24 protein-coding genes are annotated in these 21,929 nt (G+C 68.6%); 1 reads left to right on the forward strand and 23 read right to left on the reverse strand.

Features of this window, described 5'->3' with window-relative positions; all coding sequences use genetic code 11:
* Positions 1–5 precede the first annotated feature (5 nt).
* The 23 genes from FB473_RS10115 to rsmD all read right to left on the reverse strand — a co-directional run bounded on the left by FB473_RS10115 (position 6) and on the right by rsmD (position 21,292).
* Positions 6–716 (reverse strand): ribonuclease HII, encoded by a 711-nt coding sequence (locus tag FB473_RS10115; RefSeq protein ID WP_167167016.1) that lies wholly within the window; start codon positions 714–716, stop codon positions 6–8.
* On the reverse strand, positions 701–1,567 hold the full coding sequence (lepB, locus tag FB473_RS10120; protein WP_341770087.1) for a signal peptidase I: 867 nt from the start codon (positions 1,565–1,567) through the stop codon (positions 701–703). Before lepB ends, FB473_RS10115 begins: the two co-directional genes overlap by 16 nt.
* A gap of 127 nt (positions 1,568–1,694) precedes the next feature.
* Positions 1,695–2,045, reverse strand: a complete 351-nt coding sequence (gene rplS / locus FB473_RS10125) for a 50S ribosomal protein L19 (RefSeq protein WP_167167018.1) — start codon at positions 2,043–2,045, stop codon at positions 1,695–1,697.
* A gap of 197 nt (positions 2,046–2,242) precedes the next feature.
* Complete coding sequence (locus FB473_RS10130; protein WP_167167020.1) at positions 2,243–3,010, reverse strand: succinate dehydrogenase/fumarate reductase iron-sulfur subunit; 768 nt, start codon at positions 3,008–3,010, stop codon at positions 2,243–2,245.
* Positions 3,007–5,058: a fumarate reductase/succinate dehydrogenase flavoprotein subunit gene (locus FB473_RS10135; protein ID WP_167167022.1), complete on the reverse strand. Its 2,052-nt coding sequence runs from the start codon at positions 5,056–5,058 to the stop codon at positions 3,007–3,009. Before FB473_RS10135 ends, FB473_RS10130 begins: the two co-directional genes overlap by 4 nt.
* A complete protein-coding gene (locus FB473_RS10140) occupies positions 5,051–5,743 on the reverse strand; it encodes a succinate dehydrogenase cytochrome b subunit (protein ID WP_167169419.1) in 693 nt (230 codons plus the stop codon). Before FB473_RS10140 ends, FB473_RS10135 begins: the two co-directional genes overlap by 8 nt.
* Positions 5,744–5,873: 130 nt before the next feature.
* Entirely contained in the window at positions 5,874–6,677 is an 804-nt protein-coding gene (gene trmD, locus FB473_RS10145; protein WP_167169422.1) for a tRNA (guanosine(37)-N1)-methyltransferase TrmD, read from the reverse strand.
* A 71-nt stretch (positions 6,678–6,748) separates the two neighbouring features.
* Positions 6,749–7,276 (reverse strand): ribosome maturation factor RimM, encoded by a 528-nt coding sequence (gene rimM, locus FB473_RS10150; protein WP_167167024.1) that lies wholly within the window; start codon positions 7,274–7,276, stop codon positions 6,749–6,751.
* 105 nt (positions 7,277–7,381) lie between these two features.
* Positions 7,382–7,639: an RNA-binding protein gene (locus tag FB473_RS10155; protein ID WP_167169425.1), complete on the reverse strand. Its 258-nt coding sequence runs from the start codon at positions 7,637–7,639 to the stop codon at positions 7,382–7,384.
* A 2-nt stretch (positions 7,640–7,641) separates the two neighbouring features.
* A complete protein-coding gene (gene rpsP / locus FB473_RS10160; protein WP_167167026.1) occupies positions 7,642–8,073 on the reverse strand; it encodes a 30S ribosomal protein S16 in 432 nt (143 codons plus the stop codon).
* Between the two features lie 211 nt (positions 8,074–8,284).
* On the reverse strand, positions 8,285–8,779 hold the full coding sequence (locus FB473_RS10165; RefSeq protein WP_167167028.1) for a hypothetical protein: 495 nt from the start codon (positions 8,777–8,779) through the stop codon (positions 8,285–8,287).
* 69 nt (positions 8,780–8,848) lie between these two features.
* On the reverse strand, positions 8,849–9,994 hold the full coding sequence (locus FB473_RS10170) for an amidohydrolase family protein (RefSeq protein WP_167167030.1): 1,146 nt from the start codon (positions 9,992–9,994) through the stop codon (positions 8,849–8,851).
* Positions 9,995–9,997: 3 nt separating this feature from the next.
* Entirely contained in the window at positions 9,998–11,566 is a 1,569-nt protein-coding gene (gene ffh, locus FB473_RS10175) for a signal recognition particle protein (RefSeq protein WP_167167032.1), read from the reverse strand.
* Between the two features lie 123 nt (positions 11,567–11,689).
* A complete protein-coding gene (gene ftsY, locus FB473_RS10180) occupies positions 11,690–12,883 on the reverse strand; it encodes a signal recognition particle-docking protein FtsY (RefSeq protein ID WP_167167034.1) in 1,194 nt (397 codons plus the stop codon).
* 9 nt (positions 12,884–12,892) lie between these two features.
* On the reverse strand, positions 12,893–13,021 hold the full coding sequence (locus FB473_RS18255; RefSeq protein WP_279588574.1) for a hypothetical protein: 129 nt from the start codon (positions 13,019–13,021) through the stop codon (positions 12,893–12,895).
* Between the two features lie 58 nt (positions 13,022–13,079).
* A complete protein-coding gene (gene smc / locus FB473_RS10185; protein WP_167167036.1) occupies positions 13,080–16,637 on the reverse strand; it encodes a chromosome segregation protein SMC in 3,558 nt (1,185 codons plus the stop codon).
* A gap of 67 nt (positions 16,638–16,704) precedes the next feature.
* Entirely contained in the window at positions 16,705–17,436 is a 732-nt protein-coding gene (locus FB473_RS10190; RefSeq protein WP_167167038.1) for a GtrA family protein, read from the reverse strand.
* Positions 17,433–18,374: a bifunctional DNA-formamidopyrimidine glycosylase/DNA-(apurinic or apyrimidinic site) lyase gene (mutM, locus tag FB473_RS10195; RefSeq protein ID WP_167167040.1), complete on the reverse strand. Its 942-nt coding sequence runs from the start codon at positions 18,372–18,374 to the stop codon at positions 17,433–17,435. Before mutM ends, FB473_RS10190 begins: the two co-directional genes overlap by 4 nt.
* Positions 18,367–19,119: a ribonuclease III gene (rnc, locus tag FB473_RS10200; RefSeq protein WP_341770088.1), complete on the reverse strand. Its 753-nt coding sequence runs from the start codon at positions 19,117–19,119 to the stop codon at positions 18,367–18,369. Before rnc ends, mutM begins: the two co-directional genes overlap by 8 nt.
* Before the next feature lie 8 nt (positions 19,120–19,127).
* Positions 19,128–19,319 carry a 50S ribosomal protein L32 gene (gene rpmF / locus FB473_RS10205; protein WP_167167042.1) on the reverse strand — a complete coding sequence of 64 codons (192 nt, stop codon included), beginning with the start codon at positions 19,317–19,319 and terminating at the stop codon, positions 19,128–19,130.
* 152 nt (positions 19,320–19,471) lie between these two features.
* The gene (locus FB473_RS10210; RefSeq protein WP_341770089.1) at positions 19,472–20,011 is read right to left on the reverse strand and encodes a YceD family protein; all 540 of its coding nucleotides are present in this window, start codon (positions 20,009–20,011) and stop codon (positions 19,472–19,474) included.
* Positions 20,012–20,129: 118 nt separating this feature from the next.
* The gene (gene coaD / locus FB473_RS10215; protein WP_167169435.1) at positions 20,130–20,603 is read right to left on the reverse strand and encodes a pantetheine-phosphate adenylyltransferase; all 474 of its coding nucleotides are present in this window, start codon (positions 20,601–20,603) and stop codon (positions 20,130–20,132) included.
* A 20-nt stretch (positions 20,604–20,623) separates the two neighbouring features.
* Positions 20,624–21,292 (reverse strand): 16S rRNA (guanine(966)-N(2))-methyltransferase RsmD, encoded by a 669-nt coding sequence (gene rsmD, locus FB473_RS10220; protein WP_167167044.1) that lies wholly within the window; start codon positions 21,290–21,292, stop codon positions 20,624–20,626.
* A gap of 183 nt (positions 21,293–21,475) precedes the next feature.
* Between rsmD and FB473_RS10225 the strand changes: the two genes are divergently transcribed.
* A complete protein-coding gene (locus FB473_RS10225; protein ID WP_167167046.1) occupies positions 21,476–21,904 on the forward strand; it encodes a pyridoxamine 5'-phosphate oxidase family protein in 429 nt (142 codons plus the stop codon).
* Positions 21,905–21,929 lie beyond the last annotated feature (25 nt).

Below are 21,929 nucleotides of genomic sequence, written 5' to 3' on the forward strand. Positions count from 1 at the left end.
CTACTCTAGTCCCTCGTCCGACCCGTTGCGTGCGCCCGCGTTCCCGCCGCTCGCCGAACGTTGTCGTACCGCATCCGATGAATCGGGCACGGGCCCAGCGCCTCCAGGCGCCGCTGATGGTCGGCAGTGCAATATCCCTTGTGAACCGCGAATCCATAGCCGGGAAACCGCTCATCGAGGGCATCCATCATCCGGTCACGGGTAACCTTCGCCACGATGGACGCCGCTGCGACGCAGGCGGCCACCTGATCGCCCTTCCACACCGCCAGCCCGGGGCACCCGAGGCCCGCCACCGGGAAGCCGTCCGTCAGCGCGAACGCGGGAGAGGCGTCGAGACGCAGCAGCGCTCGACGCAAACCCTGCAGGTCAGCCTCGTGCATGCCGAGTTCATCGCACTCGGCAGGGGCCACGGCAACGACCGCCCATGACACGGCCTTGTCCGTGATCTGGTCGTACAGACGATCCCGCGCAAGAGGGGTCAGCAGCTTGGAATCCCGCAGCCCCTCTATCCTCCGGGAGGTCGTGTCGTCCAGGATGACCGCTGCGGCCACCAACGGGCCGGCGCACGCTCCCCGGCCGGCCTCGTCCGCACCGGCGACAGGCGAGAACCCTGCCCTCACCAGCGCGCGCTCGTAGCCGTACATGCCCTTGCCCGGGCGGATCGTCCGCCCCGGGGACCGCGGTTCCGCGCTCCCGGAACTCAGCCCTGCTGGCATGTGCCCGCCCCGAGCACGGGATCGGCGGGTGGCGACTGCGCCGCCGCGGGAATCGCGGCGAACGTGGCCGGGGTCGAGAACGCGGTCATCCGGTTCAGCGGCAGGACGATCGCCTTCGCCGGACCCACCACGTTCTCGATCGGAACGAAGCCGTTCATACCGGCCGGCACACCCGAACTCGTCTGCTCGCACAGATGGATACGCGAGTCACCCGACCGGTCGCGGTGGTCCCCCATGACGAACAGGTGATCGGCGGGGACGATGACGTCGAACGTCGTCGCGGACGGTTCCACGGTCTGACCCGACGCGTCGGTGTAGAGATAGGACTCCTCGTCCAGCGCCACGCCGTTCACCGTGACCCGGCCCTGCTGGTCACAGCAGGTCACGCGGTCACCGGGCATCCCGATGACCCGCTTGACCAGGTAGGCCTGCGTGCTGTCGGGAAGCAGGTAGAGATTCTCCATCGCGCGCCGTACGGGGTTGGTCGCCTCGGGCTGCTTGCCCATCCACCCGCTCGGCGGGTCCTCGAAGACGACGACATCGCCGCGGGAGAAACCCTCCACACGCACCGCGACGATGCGGTCCTGTTCTTCCAGCGTGTGCTCCATGGACCCGCTGGGAACCTCGAAGACCTGGAAGACGAACACGCGCAACAGCGCCGTGAGCACCAGGGCGACGACGATGGCCAGAGCGGCCTCGATCAGGAACGCACCTACCTGACGTGCGGCGCCCGGACGAGTCCGCGTCTCTCCGAGATCATCCTCGCTGGAAGTGTCCGTGGCCCCGGTGGCGGGATCCGTGGAACTCGAGCCCCGGGCGGTACCCGCCGTCCGGCGTTTGCGCACACTCACCTGTTGCCCTCCTGGGGATCGCAATCGCGTCCCATCCTAGTGCCGCCCGGAACCTCGCTCCGCACGCACAGATCCCGGCCGTACGCTCACGCGCACCGGCCGGGATCTGTGGACAACGGGATGGGGATCAGGCGTCGCGACGCTCCTTGATCTTGGCGGCCTTGCCACGACGCTCCCGCAGGTAGTACAGCTTGGCCCGGCGGACATCGCCACGACGCTCGACCTCGATCCGGTCGATGATCGGCGAGTGCAGCGGGAAGGTCCGCTCGACGCCGGTGCCGTAGGACACCTTGCGCACGGTGAACGCCTCCTGCACGCCGTCCCCGGTTCGCGCGATGACGACACCTGCGAAGACCTGGATACGGGACTTGTTGCCCTCGACGACCTTGACGTGCACGCGCACGGAGTCACCGGGACGGAACTCCGGGACGTCCTGACGGATCGAGACCTTGTCGAGTGCGGAGATGAGCTGGTTCATGATTGAGTCCTCGTCGGTGCCACAGGTCACCTCGCGGTGGATACGGCTGGACGCCCTGCTCGCGGTCAATCCCCCTGTGGCAGGGCCCGCTACGCAGAACAACCGAACAATTCTCGCACACGCTCACACAAAGGCGAAATCGTGCCGACACACAGTGGACGACGCCGGAGCCTCCCGACGTCGTCCACTGCTGGAGATCAGCCCTTGAAGCCGTCCTTGCGGAACAGCGACGAGATCAGATCGCGGTTGAGCTGGCTGATCGATTCCAGCGGAATGCCCTTCGGGCAGACCGCCGCGCACTCGCCGATGTTCGAGCAGTTGCCGAAGCCCTCGGCGTCGTGCTGACCCACCATGTTCTTGACGCGCAGGTAGCGTTCCGGCTGGCCCTGCGGCAGGTTCGCCAGGTGCGTGACCTTGGCCGAGGTGAACAGCATGGCGGAAGCGTTCGGACAAGCGGCCACACATGCACCACAACCGATGCATGTGGCGTTGTCGAAGGCGATGTCGGCCTTCAGCTTCGGCGCGGGCACCGAGTGGGCGTCAGGAGCCGACCCCGTGTTCACGGAGATGAACCCGCCGGCCTGGATGATGCGGTCGAACGCGGTACGGTCGACGACCAGGTCCTTGACCACCGGGAACGGCTCGGCCTTCCAGGGCTCGATCGTGATGGTGTCCCCATCGCTGAACGACCGCATGTGCAGCTGGCAGGTGGTCGTGGGCACAGGCGAGTTGCCCCGTCCGTGCGGCGTGCCGTTGATGACCACACCGCACATGCCGCAGATGCCCTCACGGCAGTCGGAGTCGAACGCGACCGGCTCCTCACCCTTGACCGTGAGTTCCTCGTTCAGCAGGTCGAGCATCTCGAGGAAGCTCATGTCCTCGCTGACGCCGTCCACTTCGTAGTCGACCAGCTTGCCCTGCTGCGCGCCACGAGCCTGGCGCCAGATCTTCAGTGTGAGTTTCACTTGTAACTCCGTTGCTTCAGCTCGATTGCCTTGTAGACCAGGGGTTCCTTGTGGAGGACCGGCTTGGCGCCCTCACCGGCCCACTCCCAGGCCGCCACGTACGTGAACTCGTCGTCGTGACGCAGTGCCTCGCCCTCCTCGGTCTGGTGCTCGACGCGGAAGTGTCCGCCGCACGACTCACGACGGTGCAGGGCGTCGATGCACATCAACTCGCCGAGCTCGAAGAAGTCGACCACGCGTCCCGCACGCTCCAGGGTCTGGTTGAGGTCCTCGGCCTCGCCGAGCACGTTGACGTCGCGCCAGAACTCCTCACGCAGTTCACGGATGAGGCCGATCGCCTTCTTCAACCCCTCCTCGGAACGGGCCATGCCGCAGTACTCCCACATGATGTTGCCCAGTTCCTTGTGGAACGAGTCGACCGTGCGAGATCCCTTGATCGACAGCAGCTTCTGGATGCGCTCGTTCGTCGTGGACACGGCCTCGGCCACCGCCGGATCATCGTCCGGCAACTGCCCGGGATGGTTGTCTGCGAGGTAGTCGTTGATCGTGTTCGGCAGGACGAAGTACCCGTCCGCCAGCCCCTGCATGAGCGCCGAAGCACCCAGGCGGTTCGCGCCGTGGTCGGAGAAGTTCGCCTCACCCGCGACGAACAGACCCGGAATCGTGGTCTGGAGGTCGTAGTCGACCCACACGCCGCCCATCGTGTAATGGACCGCGGGGTAGATCCGCATCGGGACCTCGTACGGGTCGTCCGAGGTGATCTGCTTGTACATGTCGAACAAGTTGCCGTACTTCGCCTCGACGCCGCCCTTCCCGAGCCGCGAGATGGCGTCCGAGAAGTCGAGGTAGACGCCGCGGCGCACCTGACGCGTGTTGCCGTCCTCGTCGGTCTCCTTGACCATCGGGCCGACACCGCGTCCCTCGTCGCACATGTTCTTCGCCTGACGCGACGCGATGTCGCGCGGGACGAGGTTGCCGAACGACGGGTAGATGCGCTCCAGGTAGTAGTCGCGATCCTCTTCGGGGATCTGGCGCGGATCCTTGTCGCAGTCCTCGACCTTCTTCGGCACCCAGATGCGCCCGTCGTTGCGCAGCGACTCGCTCATCAGGGTCAGCTTCGACTGGTTCTCGCCGTGCACCGGGATGCAGGTCGGGTGGATCTGCGTGAAGCACGGGTTGCCGAAGTACGCGCCCTTGCGGTGCGCACGCCAGGTGGCCGTCACGTTGCAGCCCATGGCGTTCGTCGACAGGAAGAACACGTTGCCGTATCCGCCGGTGGCCAGCACCACCGCGTCGCCGGTGTGCGGGGTCACCTCGCCGGTGACCATGTCGCGGGCGACGATGCCGCGGGCCTTGCCGTCCTTGACGATGACCTCGAGCATCTCGTGCCGCGGGTACATCTTCACGGTACCGGCGGCGATCTGCCGCTCAAGCGCCTGGTAAGCGCCGATGAGCAGCTGCTGGCCGGTTTGGCCGCGAGCGTAGAACGTACGCTGCACCTGCACGCCACCGAACGAGCGGGTGTCGAGCAGACCGCCGTACTCGCGGGCGAACGGCACACCCTGGGCCACGCACTGGTCGATGATGTTCGCCGACACCGCTGCGAGCCGGTACACGTTGGTCTCGCGGGCGCGGTAGTCGCCGCCCTTCACCGTGTCGTAGAACAGGCGGAACGTCGAGTCGTTGTCGTTCTTGTAGTTCTTGGCCGCGTTGATGCCGCCCTGCGCCGCGATCGAGTGGGCGCGGCGGGGGCTGTCCTGGTAACAGAAGTTGAGGACGTTGTAACCCGCCTCACCCAGGGACGCGGCCGCAGCGGCGCCGGCCAGGCCTGTGCCGACGATGACGATGGTCATCTTCCGACGGTTGGCCGGGTTCACCAGCTTCGCGTGGAACTGACGATCGGGCCACACCTCGGCGATCGGAAGATCGGTGTTCGCCTTGGCGTCGTTGATTTCTTCGCCGATGGTGTAGTAGTCCGCGTCACTCGCGGGAACGGACGTGGCAACGGGTGCACCAGTGGCGGCTGTGGTCTTGATTTCGTCAGGCATTGGGGAAGATCACTCCCAGGAAGATGAGCACCGGCGTCAGCATGAAACCGATGTAGAGCAGGATGGCGACGACCCAGGCGCAGAACTTGATGACCTTCTCGCTGGCCGCGCCCACCCGGGCACCGAGGGTGCAGAAGGCGCTGTAGAAGCCGTGCCATACGTGGAAGCAGACCGCCAGCATCCAGATCGCGTAGAGCAGCACCAGCCACCATTCCTGGAAGCCGAGGACCACCCTCTCGTGCGGCAGCACCGAGGCCGCCCCAGCGGGGTAGTTCACCTTGATGATCTGTCCGGTGAACTGCAGCAGGTGGACGATCACACCGAGCACGATGATGACGCCGCCCCAGATCATGGTGCGGGCCGCGAAGCTGCCTCCGAGGAAGCGCTGCTTGAAATAGCGTCCGAGCCCGCCCTTGGCGTCGTAGTCACGGAAGGTGAGCCGGATGGCGGCCTCAAGGTGCACCAGGATCGCCACCGCGAGTACTCCACGGAAGCAGGTGAGGAAGAACTTCTCGGGAAGCACCGGGTACAGGAAGGTCCGCAGCGCCTCCGAGTACTCGTCGAACTCCGCGCCGTTGTCGGGGATCAGGAGCTTGAGGTTGCCGAACATATGCATGAGCAGGAACAACACCAGGAACAGCCCGGTCACCGCCATGAGGGCCTTGCGGGCCACCGTGGATCTCAGTGCGCGCTGGTGAGGCGTTGTGCTCGCATCGCGAGTTGTCAATTGGGTTGCCACGTTCGGCAGTCTAGTGGGTCGCGATGTTGCTGCGACCACCGCCCCCGAGAAAAGCCGGGGCGGTTCACCGGCCTAGTCAGTGCCCGTCGAGCAGGTCGGGACGACGGCTGCGTGTGAGCGTCTCCGACTGTTCTTTGCGCCAGGCCGCGATCAACGCATGATTGCCGCTCAGCAGGATCTCGGGCACCCTCAGTCCCCTCCAGGCGGCAGGTTTGGTGTACACCGGGGCCTCGAGCAGGCCCCCCACCGTCTGGGAGTGCGATTCCTCCAGCAGCGACTCGGGGTTCCCGATCACTCCCGGGACGAGCCGGGCCACCGCCTCGATCATGGCCAGTGTGGCGACCTCGCCGCCGTTGAGCACGTAGTCGCCCAGGCTGACCTCGCGCACGTCGAACCGATCGGACGCCCATTCGATGACGCGATGGTCGATGCCCTCGTAGCGTCCGCAGGCGAAGGCCAGACCGGACGCCGAGGCGAACTCCTCAGCCATCGCCTGCGTGAAACGGATGCCTGCCGGGGTGGGCACGACGAGCACCGGGAGGGGGGCCGAACCGTCCGCCTGCTCCCGTCGCACGGTCACCGACGACGCGGCGTCCTCCTGGGCCCGGACGGTGCCCTGACCGGACGGCCGGAGGCGCCCGTCATCACGCCGGGACGCGAGCAGCGCGTCGAGCGCCTCACCCCACGGCTCCGGCTTCATGACCATTCCGGCTCCGCCGCCGTAGGGGGTGTCGTCGACGGTCCGGTGCCGATCGTGCGTCCAGTCGCGCAGGTCGTGGACGCGCACGTCGAGCAGGCCGTCGGCGATCGCCCGCCCGATCAGGCTCTGGTCCAGCGCGGCGAAGTAGCCGGGGAAGATGGAGATGATGTCGATCCGCATGAGCGGGGTCGCCGCCACGACCGGCGCCTCGGTCTGGTCCGCGTCGTCCGCCGCCGCGGCGCGCCGGGGCGTCACTGTTCGTCCTGGTCGTCGACGAGCAGACCGCGCACGGGTGCCAGTCGCAGGGTGCCGGCCTCCACGTCGACCTCGGGCACCAGCGCCGAGACGAAAGGCACCATCCGCTGTCCCGTCGCCGTCTCGATCACCAGGATGTCCTGGGCAGATCCGTGGGTGACCTCGACCACCCGACCCGAATCCGTGCCCGCGGCGTCGAGCACTCGCAGGCCGACCAGTTGGCGGTCGAAGTACTCGTCGGGCCCACTGGGCATCTCATCCGCGGCGACGTCGGTCAGCAACTCCAACCCACGCAGGGCCTCCGCGCCGTCGCGGTCGGTCACGCCGTCGAACCTCACCAGCAGTCCCCCGCCCTGGGCACGACAGGCCACGACCCGCAGCGTCCGCCCGGTCGGGGTGCGCAAGGACACACCAGGAGTGAACCGCCGCGCGGGCTCGTCGGTTCGGACCTCGATCGTCACGTCACCCCGGACGCCGTGGGCGCGGGCCACGCGACCGACGATCACCTCGACCTGATCGGACATGACGTGTCTCCTCCTGCAAACGAACGCCCCACCATCCTTCCAGACTCGCGTCCGGGGACGGTGGGGCAGCGCTATCGCGTCACGATGCCGCGGTGCCGCAAGGGACTACCGGCGGCCGCGACCGTTCTTCCGGTCCACGTCGACGAAGTCGATGCGCACCTGCTCGCGGCCGGCCAGGGCCTGGACGACGGTACGGAGCGCGGTCGCGGTGCGGCCCTGCCGCCCGATGACCTTGCCCACGTCCTCGGGGTGCACACGCACCTCGAGCATCCGTCCATGACGCAACTCCTTGTCACGGATGCGCACCTCGTCCGGATGCCCGACGATGCCTTGCACCAGGTGTTCGAGCGCCTCAGCCAGCATCGTCACGCCTCGTCGGCGGCAGCCGGCTCCCCGGCGTCCTGCGCCTCGGTCGCCTTCTTGCCCCTGCGCGAGATCGCCTCGGTGGCCGACTCGCCGTCGGCCTCGGCCAGCGCCGCGTTGAAGCGGGCAAGCTTGTCGACCGACTCGGGCTGCGGCTCGACACCGGACGGAGAGGTGTCGCCACTGTACTTCTGCCAGTCCCCGGTGCGCTTCAGCAGCGCGACGACTGCCTCGGTGGGCTGGGCGCCGACGCCCAGCCAGTACTGGACGCGCTCGGAGTCGAGGCGGATCACCGAGGGATCGCTCTTGGGATGGTAGATGCCGATCTCCTCGATCGCCTGCCCGTCGCGGGGCGCGCGGGAGTCGATGACGACGACGCGGTAGTGCGGAGCCCGGATCTTGCCGAGCCGCTTCAGTCGAATCTTGGTGGCCACTTGTGTGGTGTCTCCTGTGGGAAAGCCGGGTCGGCCCCGGCGCATTCGGGTGGCCGTCCAGCGCGCGTGGGGCACGTGACGGATGGCCGATTGGTCCTGCGTCGCCAGTGATGAGAGGGCACCTGGACGAAAGACGCATCGCCCATTGTGCCAGAAACAATCCTCCGGGAGAAACCTGACGGCGGCTTTTGTCGTCCCCACCGCCCCGTCGTCAGGCTGAGCGCATCGCGGAGAGGTTGTTGGCGTACTGGACGCGGTCGAGCAGGTCGCGTACCTGCACAGCGCTCACCACCTGCATCGGCTCGGAGTAGTCGAGGCCGCCTCCCCTGACTCCCACGACCACCTGGCCCATCGTCACTGTCTCCTTGGCGAGCAGGAAGAACAGGCTGAAGAACGTGACGACGAAGAACCCCGCCACCGTGCAGACGATCGCCCAGGTCGGTATCTTCTGCGTCGTCATGGTGTGATCGACGAAGGTGAACGACGCCCGTGACAGTGGGATCGTGCCCATCGGCGTGCGCACCTCGGTGTCGGTGACCTCGATGTGCCCCATGCCGACCATCACCTGGCCGTTCGGCACCAGGCCACCGGACGTGGCGGCATCCGGATTCCAGACCTGGGAATCAGCCGGTTGGTAGCGGGCCTGCCACTCGGCGGCGTCCCGGGCAGGGTCGAACGGTGGCTGGCCGTAGGTTGGGTGGCTCATGAGGCTCTCCATGCCCGATCGTGTGGGACGCAGCCCAGAGTACCGAAGCCCGGGTCCGTCCGGTTCGGGTCACCTCCCGACGGGACGACCACGCAGCACGACGAGGCCGGGGTGAGCCAGGACGCCGGGATCGCGACGGGGATCCGCGTCGTACACGACGAGATCGGCCGATGCGCCTGCCGACAGCACCTCGGCCCCCAACCACTCGCGGGCACGCCAGGATGCCGCGCCGAGGGCGAACTCCACTCCTCCGAGCTGTGCGAGGAGCGCGACCTCCTGGGCGATGCGCCCGTGGCCGAGAGTGCCGCCGGCATCAGTACCCGCATAGACAGGCACGCCCGCCTCGCGCGCGGCACCCAGCGTCTCGAACCGACGGGCATGCAGGTGACGCATATGGGACGCATAGGCCGGGAACTTCGTCTGCCCCGCGTCCGCGAACACCGGGAAGTTCTCGAGGTTCGTCATGGTGGGGACGAGCCCGATCCCTCCGGCGGCCATCCGCTCGATCACCGAGCCGGTCAGGCCGGTTCCGTGTTCGATGCAGTCGATACCCGCGTCCACGAGTTCGGCGACCGACTGTTCGGCGAAGCAGTGTGCGGTGACCCGCGCTCCCAACTCGTGAGCCCGGGCGATCGCATCCCGCGCGAGCGCCGCGGGCCACAACGGCGCGAGATCGCCCGCGTCCCGATCGATCCAGTCCCCGACGAGCTTCACCCAGCCGTCCCCCGCACGGGCCTGCGCCTCGACCTGGCCGACGAGATCCTCGGGATCGATCTCGACGGCGAAGTTGCGCAGGTATCGCCTGGGACGGGCGATGTGGCGTCCGGCCCGGATGACGCGGGGAAGGTCTGCGCGATCGTCCACCCAGTGCGTGTCGACCGGGGCACCGGCGTCGCGGATCAGCAGCACCCCCGAGTCGCGATCGGTGAGCGCCTGGCGCTCGGCCGTGGCACGATCGACCTGGCCGCTCGCACCGAGCCCGATGTGGCAGTGGGCGTCCACCAGTCCCGGCAGGATCCAGACGTCCTCGGCGATCGTCACGGCGCCCGGCACCGGCCCGTCGGCGACCACGCCGCCGGCCAGCCACAGGTCGACCGGTTCGGTTCCCGGGAGCACGGTCCCTCTGAGGTGCCAGCTGCCGGGAGACGGCGAGGATGCGACGACCGGTGCGGGGTGTGCCTCGTCCGGCCCGGCGACGGGTGCGGAGCCTGCCATGGCTCAGCGGTCGCCGGGGTTCTGCTGCTTGAGCATCTGCTGCAGCTCCGGCGGCAACCGGAAGTCGGCCATCGCGGCCTTCAACTCGGTCTCGTCGGTCGGCAGCCCCTGGGGCGCCTCGGTCTGGGGAGCGGGCTTGCCGGACAGGGCCGCCGCCCGCTTGGCGGGGTTCCCCGACACCCGCTTGCCGCCCTTACCCTTCTTCGCCTGCTGCCTGGTCTGCTGCTTGCGGCCACCCGCCTGGGCGCCGCCGGGCATCCCGCCGCCCATCATCGCGCCCATCGAGTGCATCATCTTCCGAGCCTCGGTGAACCGGTTGACGAGGTCGTTCACATCGCGCACCTCGACACCCGCGCCGCGGGCGATGCGTGAACGGCGAGAGCCGTTGAGGATGCCGACATCGGCTCGCTCCGCGGGGGTCATGGAGTAGATGATCGCCTCGACGCGGTCGACCTGCTTCTCGTCGATCTCGCTGACGGCCTTCAGCTGACCGGCCCCGGGGAGCATGCCGAACACCTTCGACAGCGGGCCCATACGGCGGATCGCCTGCATCTGCGAGAGGAAGTCGTCGAGGCCGAACTCCCCGCGTCCCCCCAGGAGCTTCTCGGCGGCCTTGCGCGACTGCTCGGCGTCGAACGTCTTCTCGGCCTGCTCGATGAGGGTGAGCATGTCGCCCATGCCGAGGATCCGGCTCGCCATCCGGTCGGGATGGAAGACATCGAAGTCCTCGAGTTTCTCGCCGTTGGAGGCGAACATGATCGGCCTGCCGATCACCTTCGCGATCGACAACGCGGCACCACCACGGGCGTCGCCGTCGAGCTTGGTCAGGACGACGCCGTCGATCCCCACGCCCTGCTCGAATGCCAGGGCCGTGTTCACGGCGTCCTGGCCGATCATGGCGTCGACGACGAACAGCGTCTCGTCCGGGCGGGTCTGCTCCTTGATGCGGGATGCCTGCCGCATCATCTCCTCGTCGACGCCGAGGCGCCCCGCCGTGTCGATGATCACGACGTCGAACAGGCCGTGCCGGGCGTGGTCGATGGAGTCGCGGGCGACCTGGACCGGATCACCGACGCCGTTGCCGGGCTGCGGGGCGTACACGCCCACCTTCGCGCGCTCGGCCACCACCTGCAACTGCTGCACCGCGTTCGGACGCTGCAGGTCGGCGGCCACGAGGAGCGGCGAGTGGCCCTCCGACTTCAGCCAGGCACCCAACTTCCCGGCGAGCGTCGTCTTGCCGGCGCCCTGCAGGCCGGCGAGCATGATGACCGTCGGCGGCTGCTTGGCGAACCGGATGAACCGGGTGTCGCCGCCGAGGATGTCGATGAGTTCCTCGTTGACGATCTTGATGATCTGCTGAGCCGGGTTGAGGGCCTTCGACAGCTCCGATCCCTTGGCCTTCTGCTTGACACCGGCGACGAAGTCCTTGACGACGGCGAGGTTGACATCGGCCTCGAGAAGCGCCACGCGGATCTCGCGCGTGGTCGCGTCGATGTCGGCATCGGTGATCCGACCCTTGCCACGCAGGGATTTGAACGTGGCTGCCAGTCGGTCTTGCAGGGTGTCGAACACGGGTGTCCTCTGGGTGTGTGCCCGGGCCGGGCCCGCCGGTCACGGCGTGCAGGTCAGGGCGTCGGAAGGTCAGGAACCAAGGATACCGACCGTGTGCACCCTCATGGCCACCAGAGCGGTGCCTCAGTCGCCGAGGATCCCGTCCACGAACTGGTCGGCGTCGAACGGCGCCAGGTCGTCGACTCCCTCGCCGAGTCCGATGAACTTCACGGGGACGCCCAGGTCGCGCTGCACCTGGACGACGATGCCGCCCTTGGCCGATCCGTCGAGCTTGGTCAGCACGATTCCGGTGATGTCGACGACCTCGGAGAAGACGCGCGCCTGGGTGAGGCCGTTCTGCCCGGTGGTCGCGTCGAGGACGAGCAGCACCTCGCCCACCGGCGCCTTCTTCTCCACCACACGTTTGACCTTGCCGAGTTCGTCCATCAGCCCGACCTTCGTGTGCAGCCGGCCGGCGGTGTCGACGAGGACGACGTCCACTCCGCGCTGAATGCCCTGGTCGACGGCGGCGAACGCCACGGACGCCGGGTCTGCGCCCTCCTCACCGCGGACGGTCTCGACGCCCACGCGATCGCCCCAGGTGGTCAGCTGCTCGGCAGCAGCCGCGCGGAACGTGTCGGCGGCGCCGAAGAGCACCGAGCGACCGTCGGCCACCAGCATGCGGCCAAGCTTGCCCACCGTCGTCGTCTTGCCCGTGCCGTTGACGCCCACCACGAGCACCACGGCGGGCTGCCCCGGCTCGTGGTCGAGGTTCAGCCCGCGGTCGAGCCCCGGGTCGACCAACCCGAGGAGTTCGCTGCGCAGCAGGCTCTTGGCCTGACCAGGGTCGGAGATTCCCTCGACGCGCAGCTTCTGGCGCAGTGACTCGACGAGTTCGCCCGTCGGGGCGACGCCGAGATCGGAACTGATGAGCGTGGCCTCGAAGTCGTCCCACGTGTCGTCGTCGATGCGGTCGGCCGACAGCAGATCGGCCAGCGCCCGGGCGAGCGAGTTGTTGCTGCCGGCCAGCCTGCGGCGCAGCCGCACGAGCCGCGACTCGGGAGCCTCCGGACGCTCGAGTTCCGGCGCCTGCGGAGCGGTTGCCGCGGGTTCGGGTGCGCCTTCCGCCTCCGCGATCCCAGCTGCGGACGCGTCGGTCTCGACGGGTTCGTCCGCGGCCTGTTCGACGGGCGCGGGCTCAGCGGCTACCGCGGACTCGACGGCGGGAGTACGAGACGCCTCCACCTCGTTGCGTCGCTTGCCGAGGTAGATCGACCCGAAGGCGACGAGCACCGCCAGGACGATGCCGCCGATGATGACCCAGAAAATCCAATCCATGGCGCCGACCTACTGCGCTGGGGCGGCCGCCGCAGCGGCCTGCGCCTCGTTCCGCCTCTTGCCGAGGTAGATCGACCCGAGCGTGACGAGAATCGCCAGCAGAATGCCACCGAAGATGACCCAGAAGACCCAATCCATGGGCGCCAGCCTACTGGCAGGTCACCACAGCCAGGAGCCAGGTGCGGCGCCGTCCCGATCAGTGATCGTGCAATCGCTGGGAGATCACGGTCGAGACCCCGTCGCCCCGCATGGTCACGCCGTAGAGTGCGTCGGCGACTTCCATGGTGCGCTTCTGATGCGTGATGACCAGCAGTTGGGAATTCTTGCGCAGTTCCTCGTAGATGCCCAGCAGCCGGCCCAGGTTGACGTCGTCGAGCGCCGCCTCCACCTCGTCCAGGATGTAGAAGGGACTCGGGCGGGCGATGAACAGGCTGATCAGGAACGCGACCGCCACCAGCGAGCGCTCCCCGCCCGACAGCAGCGACAGCCGCCGCACCTTCTTACCCGCCGGACGCGCCTCGACGTCGATGCCCGTGGTGAGCATGTCACCGGGGTCGGTCAGGACGAGCCGTCCCTCGCCGCCGGGGAACAGGCGTGCGAAGACGTCGGTGAACGTGGTCGCGACGTCGTCGTAGGCGGAGGCGAACACCTCCTGGACCCGGGCGTCGACCTCGTCGATGATGTCGAGCAGGTCCTTGCGTGTCTTCTTCAGGTCGTCCAGTTGCTCGGCCAGGAACGCGTGACGCTCGCTCATGGCGTCGAACTCCTCGAGCGCCAGCGGGTTGACACGCCCCAGCGCCTCCAGGTTGCGCCGAGCGGTCCGCAGACGAGCCTCCTGCTGATCGCGGACGAAGGGCACGGGCTCGGGTATGTCCTCGTCGTCCGGGCGCACCACGGTGCCGTCCTTCCTGACCAGCACCGGTATCGGCCGATCAGGTCCGTACTCGTCGGTCAGGATGTCGGCATCCAGACCGAGTTCGGTCATGGCCTTCTCGGTGAGCTGCTCCAGCCGCATGGTCAGCTCGATCCGGGTCATCTGGTCGCGGTGCTCCCCCTCGACGATCGCCTCCAGCGCCCGTGACCGCTCCCGGGCGGACGACCGGGCCGCGGTCAGGGCCGCCTCCGCCGCCCTCCGGGCCTCATCGGCGGTCGTCCGCTCCTCGGCGGCGGCGGCACGTGCCCTGGCCACCTGGTCGGACAGCCACGACGCCGCGGTATGGACGGCGGCCGCGGCCCGCGCCTCACGCCGCAACTGGTCGAACCTCGCCTCGGCCTTCGCCCGTGCCTCCCGCTCGCGCTGCGCGGCGCGGGCCAGCGAGTCCGCCCGGCCGGCCAGCAGCCGGGCGCGTTCCTCAGCGGTCCGCAGCGCCAGCCGCGCCTCCATCTCGGTGCCGCGAGCCTGGGAGGCGAGCACGGCGTGGCGATCGCGATCGCTCGAATCGGGTTCGGTCAGGTCGCCGTCCTGCTGGGCCAGTCGGAGGCGACTCGTCAGTTCCGTCAACGTCGCACGATCCTTCTCGCGGCTCTGCCCGGCGGCACCGATCGCCTGTTCCAGGCGGTCGGCCTCGGCCCGGGCTGCGAGCCCGGTCTGGCGCAGCGATCCGAGCCGCTCGGCGAGCGCGGACAACTGCGCATCCGACTCGTTCAACCGCTCGAGAGCTGCCGCGCTCGCCTGCTGGGCGGCCTCCTGTCTGGTGGCGGCCTGCGCCAGCGCGAACTTGACCCCCTCGACGTCGTGCCGTGCCCCGGCCAGGGACTCCTCGGTCTCCTGGATGGTGGCCTGCACCTCGATGACCGAGGGCCCGGCACCCGATCCGCCCGCGGCGAACCAGGCGGACACGACGTCTCCCGCGGTGGTCACGGCACTCACGTCGGGTATCTGGGCGGCCAGCCGCCGGGCGGCCTCAAGGTCGTCGACCACGGCGACCTTGCGCAGCAGACGCCGTAGCCCAGGGCGCATCGACGGATCGGCATCGATGACCTCGACAACCCACCGGGCTCCCGCGGGCAGGGACGGCCACGGCTCGTCGTCGACCGGGGCATCGGCGACCACCAGACCCGCACGGCCCAGGTCCTGGGAGGTCAGTCGTTCGATGGTCTCCAGCGCGCTGGCCAGATCGCGTACCGCCAGCGCATCCGTCACGACGCCCAGAGCCGCGGACACCGCTGCCTGCCAGCCAGGCCGCACGGTGACCAGGTTCGACACCGGCCCCACGATCCCCTCGAAGGCATCCGGATCCGCCAGGATCAACCCGGAGGCGTCGCGACGTTGCAGGCCGACCTGCAGCGCGTCCAGCCGGGCCTGAAGACTTGCCACCCGCTGTTCACCGGCGCGCCCCGCATCCCGCAGTCCCTCTATTTCGGCCTCGACCGCTGCCAGCTGCTCCTCGGCCCGCTCGTAGTCGGCGTCCAGGCCGGACTCGCCGTCCGACATGCTCGCCAGCCGGGTCTCCAGCAACCGGAACTCGTGCTCGGCGGCCTCTGCGCGCCCGAGCGCGTCGGCGCGACGCGAGGCGAGGCGCTGCTCTTCCTCTCCCGACGCCCCCAACCGCGATTCCAGGGAGTTCACCTTGCCTGTGAGACGAGCGAGGCCCTCCCTGCGGTCGGCGACCGCACGCATCAGTGCGGCGTACTGCTTCGCCGACTCCGCCTCGGCCGCCTCGGCTTCGGCGCGTCGGGCCGACGCCTCGTCCAATGCTGCCTGAGCCCCGCGCACCTCTTCGGCGAGGGCGGCCTCCTCGGCGCGCACCTGATCGGCCTCGCGTTCCAGAGCCTGTGGGTCGCGCCCGCTGGGCGCCGCGGGCTGATCATCGGCGTGCCGCATCCGCTCGGCGGCCACCGATCTCGTGGCCGCGACGCGCTCGGTGAGTGCCGCCAGCGCGTACCAGTTCTCCTGGGCGGCTGCCAGCCGAGGCGTCAGCTCGGCGAGTGCGTTCTCGGCGGTCGTCTCCGCCTCCCGCGCCGCCGCGAGTTCACGCTCGGCGGCCTGTCTCCGCTCTCGGAGCGCGCGCTCGGCCGCCCGATCGGATTCCAGCGCCAGTTTGGCCTGCGTGAGATCGTCGGCCAGCAGCCGAGCCCTGGCGTCCCTGAGCTCGGCCTGAACGGTGGCCGCCTTGCGCGCGACCTCGGCCTGGCGTCCTAACGGCTTGAGCTGACGCCTGATCTCGGCGATGAGGTCGGTCAGCCGGGCCAGGTTCGCCTGGGTGGTGTCGAGCTTGCGCAGGGCCTTCTCCTTGCGCCTGCGATGCTTGAGGACGCCCGCCGCCTCCTCGACGAACCCTCGCCGTATCTCCGGAGTCGCCTGAAGTATCTGATCGAGTTGGCCCTGGCCCACGATGACGTGCATCTCGCGCCCCATGCCCGTGTCGCTCAGCAACTCCTGCACGTCGAGCAGCCGGCACGAATGCCCGTTGATCGCGTATTCGCTGCCGCCGGCACGGAACAGGGTGCGGCTGATCGTCACCTCCGTGTAGTCGATCGGCAGTACACCGTCGGAGTTGTCGATCGTCAGACTCACCTCGGCGCGGCCGAGGGGCGCCCGGCCCGTCGTACCGGCGAAGATGACGTCCTCCATCTTTCCGCCTCGCAGGCTCTTCGCCCCCTGCTCCCCCATCACCCATGCCAACGCGTCCACCACATTGGACTTCCCCGACCCGTTCGGGCCGACGATCGCGGTGATGCCCGGTTCGAAGGCGAGCGTCGTGGCGGACGCGAAGGACTTGAACCCCCTGAGGGTCAAGCTCTTCAGATACACCCGTCAGTCCTTCCCCGGTCGCTCGGTCACGGCCGGGGCTGGCGGATCGAGCCGCCCGGCTCTCGGATCATTGTGCCCCGACTTCGGGCGATGAGGCCCGCGCCACACGGTCGGCCTCCAGGCACAGATCGATCGGCGAGTCGTCCGCGGGCAGCACACCGATCAGTGACCCGTCGCCGGACGGCGTTCCGGCCCTCGCACCATCGGTCGGGGCCGTTGCGGCCGGCGTGGCCGCGGGGACGTCGATCGCAGCTGTGGCCTTCTCGTCCACCGTGGCCTCCGGCCGAATCGCCCGGAAGGTCCACACGCGATTCACAACGTAATTGATCGGCATGGTCGCGACGATCGTGATCAGCTGGGCCCAGTACGCCCGCGCCCGCAACCCCTGGTGATCGTTGAACGGCGGATCGGGCAGGTAGATCGGCGACGTCGGATTGGTGAGCGCGACCTTGATGAGGATGCCGGCGGCCGCGGCGAGCGCTCCGACGATGAAGAAGGGCCAGAACTCGGCCCACCATCCCCGTGTCTGCTCCCTCTTGAAGGTCCAGCTGCGGTTCAGCTGGAAGTTCCACAGGTTCGCGACGAGGAATCCCCCGATCCATACGAGCGCCGTGTACCGCAAGGCGTAGGGCCCCGGCAGTTCGAGAACGATCCGGTTGTCGTTGGACACCCCGCCGTTCAGCTGTGTCATGACGTAGGTGACCACGAGGTTGACCAGCACACCCGACCCGCCGACGACGCCGAACCGCACGAGCTGCCGTACGGTCGCCGTCAAGCCGACCCTGGTCTGTTCACTCATGGAGTACTCCCGTGCTCGATGCCTGGTGAGCGCGTCCGCCCACGACCCTCCAACCTAGCGTCCCTTCCTGTGCCGGGGGCATGAATACCCCCAGGCGCCCCGAGCAGCCGCTGGCAGCGCGGGCAGAAGAAGGACGAGCGGTTCATGAAAGCGGCGCGGACGATGGCCGTACCGCAGCGGGGACAGGGGGCGCCCTGGCGTCCGTAGACCGACAGGGCACGTCCGAAGTAGCCCGAGGCCCCGTTGACGTTGACATACAGGGAGTCGAAGCTCGTTCCACCCTGCGCGAGGGCCTCGGCCATCACATCGCGGGCCGTGTGCAGCAGTCGTGTGGCCCGCGTCCTCGTCATGGACGAGACCGGCTGTTCGAAGTGGACGCGGCCCCGCCACAGCGTCTCATCGGCGTAGATGTTCCCGATGCCGCTGACCAGGCGCTGGTCGAGCAGGGCTCGCTTGATCGTCGTCCGTCTGGCGACCATGCGCCGCGCGACGTCGGAGGCGTCGAACTCGGGATCGAAGGGGTCCCGGGCGATGTGGGCGACCTGGCCGGGGAGCTCGGCCCCGCCGGGCGCCAACTGGAGCCCTCCGAACATCCGCTGATCGACGAACCTCAACTGATCGCCGCCGTCGGCGAAGTCGAACACCACTCTCGTGTGGGGCAGCAGGGGTGCATCGGGTGCGTCCACCCGGAACTGCCCGCTCATGCCCAGGTGGACGACCAGCGCGTCCCCGTCGGTGAAGGGGATCCACAAGAACTTGCCACGCCGACGCGGCTCGGCCATCATCCGTCCCACGAGGTCGGACGCGAAGCCTTCGCGTCCGGTCGGATGGGTTCTCACGGGCCGGTCGTGCAGCACACGCACGCGCGACAGCGTCCGTCCCGTGATGATGGGTGCCAGCCCGGCGCGGACGACCTCGACCTCGGGCAGCTCAGGCATTCGCCTCCGCGCCGGCCGCGTCGCGAGCGTCCCGCTCCACGTCCAACGCGGCAAAAGCCATCTCCGCCGCCTGTTGCTCGGCCTGTTTCTTGTTGCGGCCATGACCCGGCCCGAACGACCGGCTGCCCGTCACCGCCCATGCCTCGAATCTCTTGTCGTGGTCAGGTCCCGACTCGGTGACCTCGTAGGCCACGTGCGGCAGGCCGAGGGCTGCGGCGACCTCCTGCAGAGAGGTCTTCCAGTCCAGCCCCGCCCCCAGGTGAACAGCCTTGTCCACCCGCGGATCGAACAGGTGGTGGATCCAGGCCTCGGCCGAGGGCTTGCCACCGGACAGGTAGATCGCCCCGATGATCGCCTCCATGGTGTCGGCCAGGATGGAGGTCTTGTTGTCTCCCCCGGTGCTCACCTCGCCCCGCCCGAGCTTGATCATCGGGCCGATGCCGAGTTCCCGGCCCACTTCGCCCAGGCTCACCGCACTGACGACATTGGCGCGCAGTTTCGCCAACTGCCCTTCGGCGAAATCGGGAAACGTGGTGTAGAGGTACTCGGTGACCACCACCCCGAGCACCGAATCCCCCAGGAACTCCAGGCGCTCGTTGGTGGGAAGCTGCCCGTTCTCGTAGGCGTACGAACGGTGCGTCAAAGCCAGGTCGAGGAGGTCTGCGTCCAGATGGATCGCGAGCTCCTCGACCAGTTGTACGAACCCCGGTGACGGTGCGAACTCGTCACCCGTGCCGTGTGGCACGACGCCCGTCAGGCCTCGAAGACCTGGCGGCGATCGCCGCGCGGGCCGTACTGGCCGCAGGACGGGCACGCGGTGTGCGGCAGGTGTGGCTGGCGGCACGCCGGGTTGGCGCAGACGACGGTCTGCACAGCGGTCGTCTTCCACTGGGAACGACGAGACCGCGTATTGCTGCGGGACAGCCTCCGCTTCGGAACAGCCACGGCGGTTTCTCCTTCACGATCCGAGCCCGGTCATGCCCGGCCGGAGCCGGGTTCGGGCGAAGTCATGCGGCGTCCAGAGCGGACGCACGTCTGTTCACTTTACCAGCCGTCCATGCTTCTGCGAAATCACGGGCGTCGGCCCGGACCGGGCCTCAGCCCTCGTCCGCCAGCCCTCGCAGAGCTTCCCAGCGGGGGTCGATGGCCTCACCGTGGGTGTGCTCGGGGTCGTCGTTCAGGGGGAATCCGCATTCGGGACACAGCCCTCGGCAGTCCTCCCGGCACAGCGGGGTGAAGGGAAGCTCCAGGACGACGGCATCGCGCATCGGCGGCTCGAGGTCGATGAGATCGTCCTTCACGAACAGGGCGTCGTCGTCGGCATCCTTGCCGGGGTAGTAGTAGAGGTCCTGCAGGTCGAACGTCCGGTGCTCGTGCACCGGGCCCAGGCAGCGGGCGCACTCCCCCGACAGCTCGGCCTCGACCGTGCCGGTCACGAGGACCCCCTCGGTGACCGACTCCAGCCGAAGATCTACCTGCACGGGGCTGCCCTCCGGCACCCCGATCAGTTCGGAGCCGAGCCCGACAGGAGCCTCGATGCTGCGCTGAAACAGCTTCATCTCGCCCGGTCGGCGTGCCAGCTCGTGGATGCTGGTCACCCACGGTGCACGCGGATCGAGGGACTTGAAGTCGGCCACGTGCCAAGATTAGCCCGCGCGCGAAACCCCGGAACCGTCCTGGTACGGCCCGTCCGGCCTCGCCCCACCCAGACCGGAGCCGCCGGGCGATTCCCCCGGGAGCTACGGGGAACGCGACTCAGCGTCCCACTTTGGCCAAGACCGCGCGATTGACCGCCGGTGTGACGAACGGGCTGATGTCGGCGCCGTTGTGGGCGACCTCGCGCAGCATCGAACTCGACACGGTGCCGTACTCGCGGCCCGCGGGGAGCAGCATCGTCTCGATCCCCGACAGCGCCCGGTTGAGTTGTGCCATCTGCAACTCGTAGTCGAAGTCGCTGCCGAACCGGACGCCCTTGACGATCACACGTGCCTCCTGGCGTCGGCAGAAGTCGACCAGCAACCCTTCGATGGCGGCCACCCGCACATTCGGCAACTCGCTGACAGCGTCGGTCACCAGGTCGATGCGCTCGTCGAGGTCGAACATGTAGTTCTTCGTCGTGTTGCGCCCCACGGCCACGACGACCTCCGAGAACACCTCCGCGGCCCGGCAGATGATGTCGAGATGCCCCCGCGTGATCGGATCGAAGGATCCCGGGCACACCGCCCTCACCGGCAGCGCGGCATCGCTGGTCATTCGTCCCCCTCGGGGTCGTCGTGGGACGCGGTGCGTCCGAAGTGCAGTTGTGTCTCACCGTAGCGGCGAGACCACGAGTCCGACAGCCCGGCAGGCCAGCCGGGCGGCGGGTCCCGGCGGGATCGCTCGGCCACGACCAGGCCGTCGTCCGCCAGCCATCCCCGGCACACGCGTCCGAGCACCTCGTCCACCTCCGCCGACGGCACGGCATAGGGCGGATCGAGCCAGACCACGTCGAAGAACGGTGCCACACCGAGTGACGCTGCCGCCGCAGGGACGGCAGCCTCGTCACTTCCGACCGTTCCCGGGGCACCCGCGAGGAACTGCTCCACGCTGCCGGTGACCACCCTGACCCGATCGGCCAGCCCGGCTGCCTCCGCGTTTCCCCTGATCAGGCGAGCCGCGGCCCGGTCGCGTTCGACGAGCACCACCTCGCGCGCACCCCTGCTGGCAGCCTCCAGCCCGACCGCGCCCGACCCCGCGTAGAGGTCGAGGACACGCAGCCCGGACAGCTGATCGTCCGGCGACCGGTCGGCGCCCCCTGCCCACACGGCGAGCGAGGAGAACAGTGCTTCACGCACCCGGTCGGTCGTGGGACGCGTACGACCCCCCTGGGGCACCCGCAATCTGGCACCCCCGGCCCGCCCCGCGATGATCCTGCTCACCCGCCCAGCGTACGGGGCCACGACGACGCCGGACGCCTGCGTTCGCCACCTCGGGAACCGGGCCGCATGCCCGGATCACGGGCCCCGTGGCGCCCTCCGCTCGATGATGGTTTCTCCATGCGCGAAACCGACACGCTCGATGCCGCCTGACAGCCCCCGGACCTGTGCGGTTGAATGGAAGGCATGGCAGATGCAACTGACAGCCCCGTCTCGGTCATCCCGGAGGACTCCTGCTGGGGCTATTTGGCTTCCCAGGAGGTCGGGCGCCTCGGCTTGAGCACAAACGACGTGCCCGAGATCTTCCCGGTCAACTACTGCGTCGACGGCGAATCGGTCATCTTCCGCAGCGCCGAGGGCAGCAAGATGGACGAGATCGCGATCAACAACAACGTGGTCTTCGAGGTCGACGGGTGGACGGAGGAAGGTGGCTGGAGCGTCATGATCAAGGGCGTCGCCGAGCGCATCACCGATGCCGACGAACTCGCCCGTGCCCGCAAGGCGCCGTTGCTGCCGTGGATCCCCACCGTGAAGTCGATCTTCGTCCGCGTCAGCCCCACGATCGGCATCAGCGGCCGCCGCTTCATGTTCGGCCCCGAGCCCAAGCAGGAATGAGGACGCTCCCAATTCTCCCGGGCGA

The sequence above is a fragment of the Brooklawnia cerclae genome, from assembly GCF_011758645.1.
GTDB classification, from domain to species: Bacteria; Actinomycetota; Actinomycetes; order Propionibacteriales; family Propionibacteriaceae; genus Brooklawnia; species Brooklawnia cerclae.

What these genes read in the sequence shown, in the direction of transcription:
- FB473_RS10115 (WP_167167016.1), bottom strand. Translation starts at nt 716, where the DNA reads ATGCCAGCAGGGCTGAGTTCCGGGAGCGCGGAACCGCGGTCCCCGGGG.
- rplS (WP_167167018.1), bottom strand. Translation starts at nt 2,045, where the DNA reads ATGAACCAGCTCATCTCCGCACTCGACAAGGTCTCGATCCGTCAGGAC.
- FB473_RS10135 (WP_167167022.1), bottom strand. Translation starts at nt 5,058, where the DNA reads ATGCCTGACGAAATCAAGACCACAGCCGCCACTGGTGCACCCGTTGCC.
- trmD (WP_167169422.1), bottom strand. Translation starts at nt 6,677, where the DNA reads ATGCGGATCGACATCATCTCCATCTTCCCCGGCTACTTCGCCGCGCTG.
- rimM (WP_167167024.1), bottom strand. Translation starts at nt 7,276, where the DNA reads ATGTCCGATCAGGTCGAGGTGATCGTCGGTCGCGTGGCCCGCGCCCAC.
- FB473_RS10155 (WP_167169425.1), bottom strand. Translation starts at nt 7,639, where the DNA reads ATGCTGGCTGAGGCGCTCGAACACCTGGTGCAAGGCATCGTCGGGCAT.
- FB473_RS10165 (WP_167167028.1), bottom strand. Translation starts at nt 8,779, where the DNA reads ATGAGCCACCCAACCTACGGCCAGCCACCGTTCGACCCTGCCCGGGAC.
- FB473_RS10170 (WP_167167030.1), bottom strand. Translation starts at nt 9,994, where the DNA reads ATGGCAGGCTCCGCACCCGTCGCCGGGCCGGACGAGGCACACCCCGCA.
- ftsY (WP_167167034.1), bottom strand. Translation starts at nt 12,883, where the DNA reads ATGGATTGGATTTTCTGGGTCATCATCGGCGGCATCGTCCTGGCGGTG.
- FB473_RS18255 (WP_279588574.1), bottom strand. Translation starts at nt 13,021, where the DNA reads ATGGATTGGGTCTTCTGGGTCATCTTCGGTGGCATTCTGCTGGCGATT.
- FB473_RS10190 (WP_167167038.1), bottom strand. Translation starts at nt 17,436, where the DNA reads ATGAGTGAACAGACCAGGGTCGGCTTGACGGCGACCGTACGGCAGCTC.
- mutM (WP_167167040.1), bottom strand. Translation starts at nt 18,374, where the DNA reads ATGCCTGAGCTGCCCGAGGTCGAGGTCGTCCGCGCCGGGCTGGCACCC.
- FB473_RS10225 (WP_167167046.1), top strand. Translation starts at nt 21,476, where the DNA reads ATGGCAGATGCAACTGACAGCCCCGTCTCGGTCATCCCGGAGGACTCC.